Annotated in this window: 8 protein-coding genes; 6 read left to right on the top strand and 2 right to left on the bottom strand. The window is 21.1% G+C overall.

Features of this window, described 5'->3' with window-relative positions; all coding sequences use genetic code 4:
• Window positions 1-177: 177 nt before the first annotated feature.
• The 6 genes from C6B38_RS10505 (at window position 178) to C6B38_RS10970 (ending at window position 1,984) form a co-directional block, all read left to right on the top strand.
• Window positions 178-318, top strand: coding sequence for a hypothetical protein (locus C6B38_RS10505; RefSeq protein ID WP_199558544.1), 141 nt, complete (start codon window positions 178-180; stop codon window positions 316-318).
• Window positions 302-529, top strand: a complete 228-nt coding sequence (locus tag C6B38_RS01815) for a hypothetical protein (protein WP_105298432.1) — start codon at window positions 302-304, stop codon at window positions 527-529. Before C6B38_RS10505 ends, C6B38_RS01815 begins: the two co-directional genes overlap by 17 nt.
• Complete coding sequence (locus C6B38_RS01810; RefSeq protein ID WP_105298431.1) at window positions 529-711, top strand: hypothetical protein; 183 nt, start codon at window positions 529-531, stop codon at window positions 709-711. Before C6B38_RS01815 ends, C6B38_RS01810 begins: the two co-directional genes overlap by 1 nt.
• Before the next feature lie 131 nt (window positions 712-842).
• Window positions 843-1,046, top strand: a complete 204-nt coding sequence (locus C6B38_RS01805) for a hypothetical protein (RefSeq protein WP_105298430.1) — start codon at window positions 843-845, stop codon at window positions 1,044-1,046.
• A gap of 220 nt (window positions 1,047-1,266) precedes the next feature.
• Window positions 1,267-1,476, top strand: a complete 210-nt coding sequence (locus C6B38_RS01800; protein ID WP_105298429.1) for a DUF2649 family protein — start codon at window positions 1,267-1,269, stop codon at window positions 1,474-1,476.
• A 313-nt stretch (window positions 1,477-1,789) separates the two neighbouring features.
• Window positions 1,790-1,984, top strand: a complete 195-nt coding sequence (locus C6B38_RS10970; RefSeq protein WP_233485480.1) for a hypothetical protein — start codon at window positions 1,790-1,792, stop codon at window positions 1,982-1,984.
• Window positions 1,985-2,057: 73 nt separating this feature from the next.
• On the opposite strand, the gene C6B38_RS01790 is transcribed toward C6B38_RS10970, so the two are convergent.
• Together C6B38_RS01790 and C6B38_RS01785 are read right to left on the bottom strand one after the other, a co-directional pair.
• A complete protein-coding gene (locus tag C6B38_RS01790) occupies window positions 2,058-2,495 on the bottom strand; it encodes a DUF3627 domain-containing protein (protein WP_105298428.1) in 438 nt (145 codons plus the stop codon).
• A complete protein-coding gene (locus C6B38_RS01785; RefSeq protein ID WP_105298427.1) occupies window positions 2,488-2,778 on the bottom strand; it encodes a hypothetical protein in 291 nt (96 codons plus the stop codon). Before C6B38_RS01785 ends, C6B38_RS01790 begins: the two co-directional genes overlap by 8 nt.
• Window positions 2,779-2,934 lie beyond the last annotated feature (156 nt).

Genomic DNA, 2,934 nt, shown 5'->3' with positions numbered 1-2,934 from the left:
CTATAATGTAGAAATTGGTTTTAACGGTAAAATATCAAAAATATTACCTTATGAAACCGAACAAGATTTTATTAATAAATATTCTAATGAAAAACAAGAACAGTTAAATAGTAATCAACATCAAAATCAAAATAATAATATTGGTATTGATGATACTATTTTGTGAAATAAATAGTTATGAAACAACAGTTATGTATGGTTTGTGTTGATAATACTGTTTGAGAAAATGGGTCTCGTTATTGTTGAAATTGTGTTAATGAAAATGTTGTTTTAATTAATCAATATTATTCTAGGTTAGACAATGAAAAAACAAACTAAATTGTATAAAAAACGATTAGAATATTTAGTGAATGTTATTCATCAATGTTTACCTACTAAAATACCATTATTTATGTTAAGAAAAGTAATTAAATTGTATCTTAATCATAATGTTATTGATATTGGTGTTATGGAAGAACAACATTTTAAATTATTAGTGGAACAAGTAAAAAATTATATGTTAAATATAGAAAGTAAAGGTGATAATTAATGACCGTTTTTGCAACAGTTATTCTTGTAATTACAATGTTTATGTTATTGTTATTTTTAACAGTTAATACAATATTTAGATTTAAAAATAAGTATTTAATTTGTCCGCATTGTTCTAAAAAAGTAGAATTTAAAGAATGGGGAAAACGAAAAATTAAAAAAGCAGATAAGTCTGTTGAATAAGTTAATATCAATCAAATACCTTCGCAAGTATAAAAATTGATTTTAGTTTTTAATGTTAATTACTAAAATCAAGGTTAGAGTATGCGAAGGTTTTATTATTAATAGAAAGTATTTTAAATGAGGTGTTATTAATGAATTTAAATTTATTAACGGGCGATGCTGATGTTATTAAGCAAATAGCAGATTTTGCTGCTATTCTTGCTAATTGAGCGATTGCTTTTACTAACTGATTTATTGCTTTTTTAGGGTCACATATGTTATTAATTATTCCGTTAATTTTAATGTTTGTGGTTTTGGGAATTGAAACAATCAGAAAATTAATTCACGGAGTTTAATATTTAATAATAAACTCTAACCTTGATTTTAGTAGTTAACATTTAGGAAAGGAATAAGAAAAATGCAAAGTGTATGAGATTTATATTATGAATTTATGACAATTATTTTCGGAGTTAATCATCTTGTTATTTTAGATATTGTTATATTTGTTGTATTTTTAATACTTGTTTTTGGTATGTTATTTTTAATTTTAAGTTGTATTTTTAGGTGGATAAAATAATGGACTGAAATATTTTTTTGCAACGAGTATATCAAGGACTTTTGCAGATTTTTTATTTTATTCCGAAAGCTGAAATTGATAACTTTGTTGGTAGTTCTATTGATAGTATTACTTATGCAGTGATTATGATAGGTGTTTGATTAATAGTATTTTTCTTAATTTGATTATCAATATTTATTTTATATAAAACAATTAGATTGGTGGTGTAGATATATGTTTAAAAATTATTTTAATTTATTTCGAAGATAAAAAAATATTAAGGTTTCTTATTGATATGTAAATTGATTTATTGCAAATATTTTGTTTTATCTTTTTATTGTTTGTTTTAATTTACAGTTTATATATTTTAGTTCTACATAAGTTATAGATATTATCCTTTTTATTTTTTTAGTAATTTTTGATGTTATCTTTTTTTGGTCTTTTTTTAGTAATCTTTTTCAAACACGGAAATTAATTAAAATTGTTAAAAGTAGTCCAATATCAATTATTAATGGTGCTTTGGGTACTGGTAAAACTTTATTGATGACTTATTTATCACAAATTGCTAAATTTGATAATGTTTATTCTAATTATTTTATTAATGATGAAAAAATTGGGGTTTTAGGTTTAAACCATTTAGATTTTAAAAATAAAAATTATAAGATACCACCAAATGATAGTTTAATTTTATTTGATGAAATATTTTTGTATATGAATGGTGTAACCATTATCACATAATTTATAACCTTTATTTTTTTCGTACTTTATTCTATCTTCTCTTTGTTCTTCTTTTATTGATTTAACTTCCATTTTATAATTCCTCCAAATCACGAATTAATTGTTCTTCTTTTTCAACACTTCAATTTGTTAAATTATTATTGTTATTATTTGCTTTTACTTTTTTAGGTTCACTTAAAAATAAAGATTTTTTCATTTTAGTAAAATAATTTTGTTTATATTGATTATATAAATTGATTAATTCTGTTCCAGTTAAATATTTTCAAATATTTCGCTTTAAATTTTCATCATATTTTACAATAGGGTAAGAATTATCATAAATCAAACCGATTGCTACTTGTTCCAAATGTTTTTCACTCGGATAAATAAACTTATTACTCAATCAAAAACCAATATGACGATTATGATTAGGTAAATTAATAAAACTTGCTTTTTCTGTTGTAAAAGGGATAAATTCCTTACTAATAAAATAATTTTCTACATTCTGATTTTTCTTAACAAAATTACTCAATTTTATCAACTTCTTTCTTTAATTGTTTTTTAAATCCTTTATTTAAATCTATATGTTCCAAAAAAGTTGGTACAATTGCCAAAATTACAGAAACAAACCATAAAACTAATGCCAAAATAAAAATTTCTTTATTGTTATTATTTATATTTAAAATAAAAACATAAACTAACACAACTGAACTTATAAAAAGAAAAATATATAAAAATCAAGCAAAAAAATTAACTAAAATATATCATTTTTTTAATTTTTTATATTCCTTAATTGTTTTAAATTTCATATCCATAATATAGTCTCCTAACTAAATATTTGTTTAATAAACAATGTTATAAATAATGTTTATATAATGTTTATTTATTGCAATAAACACTGATTATTAACAATGTTATACATAATGCTAATATATTGTTTATTTAATGTTTAATAAACAATGTTAATAAAC

It is taken from the genome of Spiroplasma sp. ChiS, assembly GCF_002968355.1.
GTDB lineage: Bacteria > Bacillota_I > Bacilli_A > Mycoplasmatales > Mycoplasmataceae > Spiroplasma > Spiroplasma citri.
This window is presented reverse-complemented; position numbering and strand designations above follow the sequence as displayed.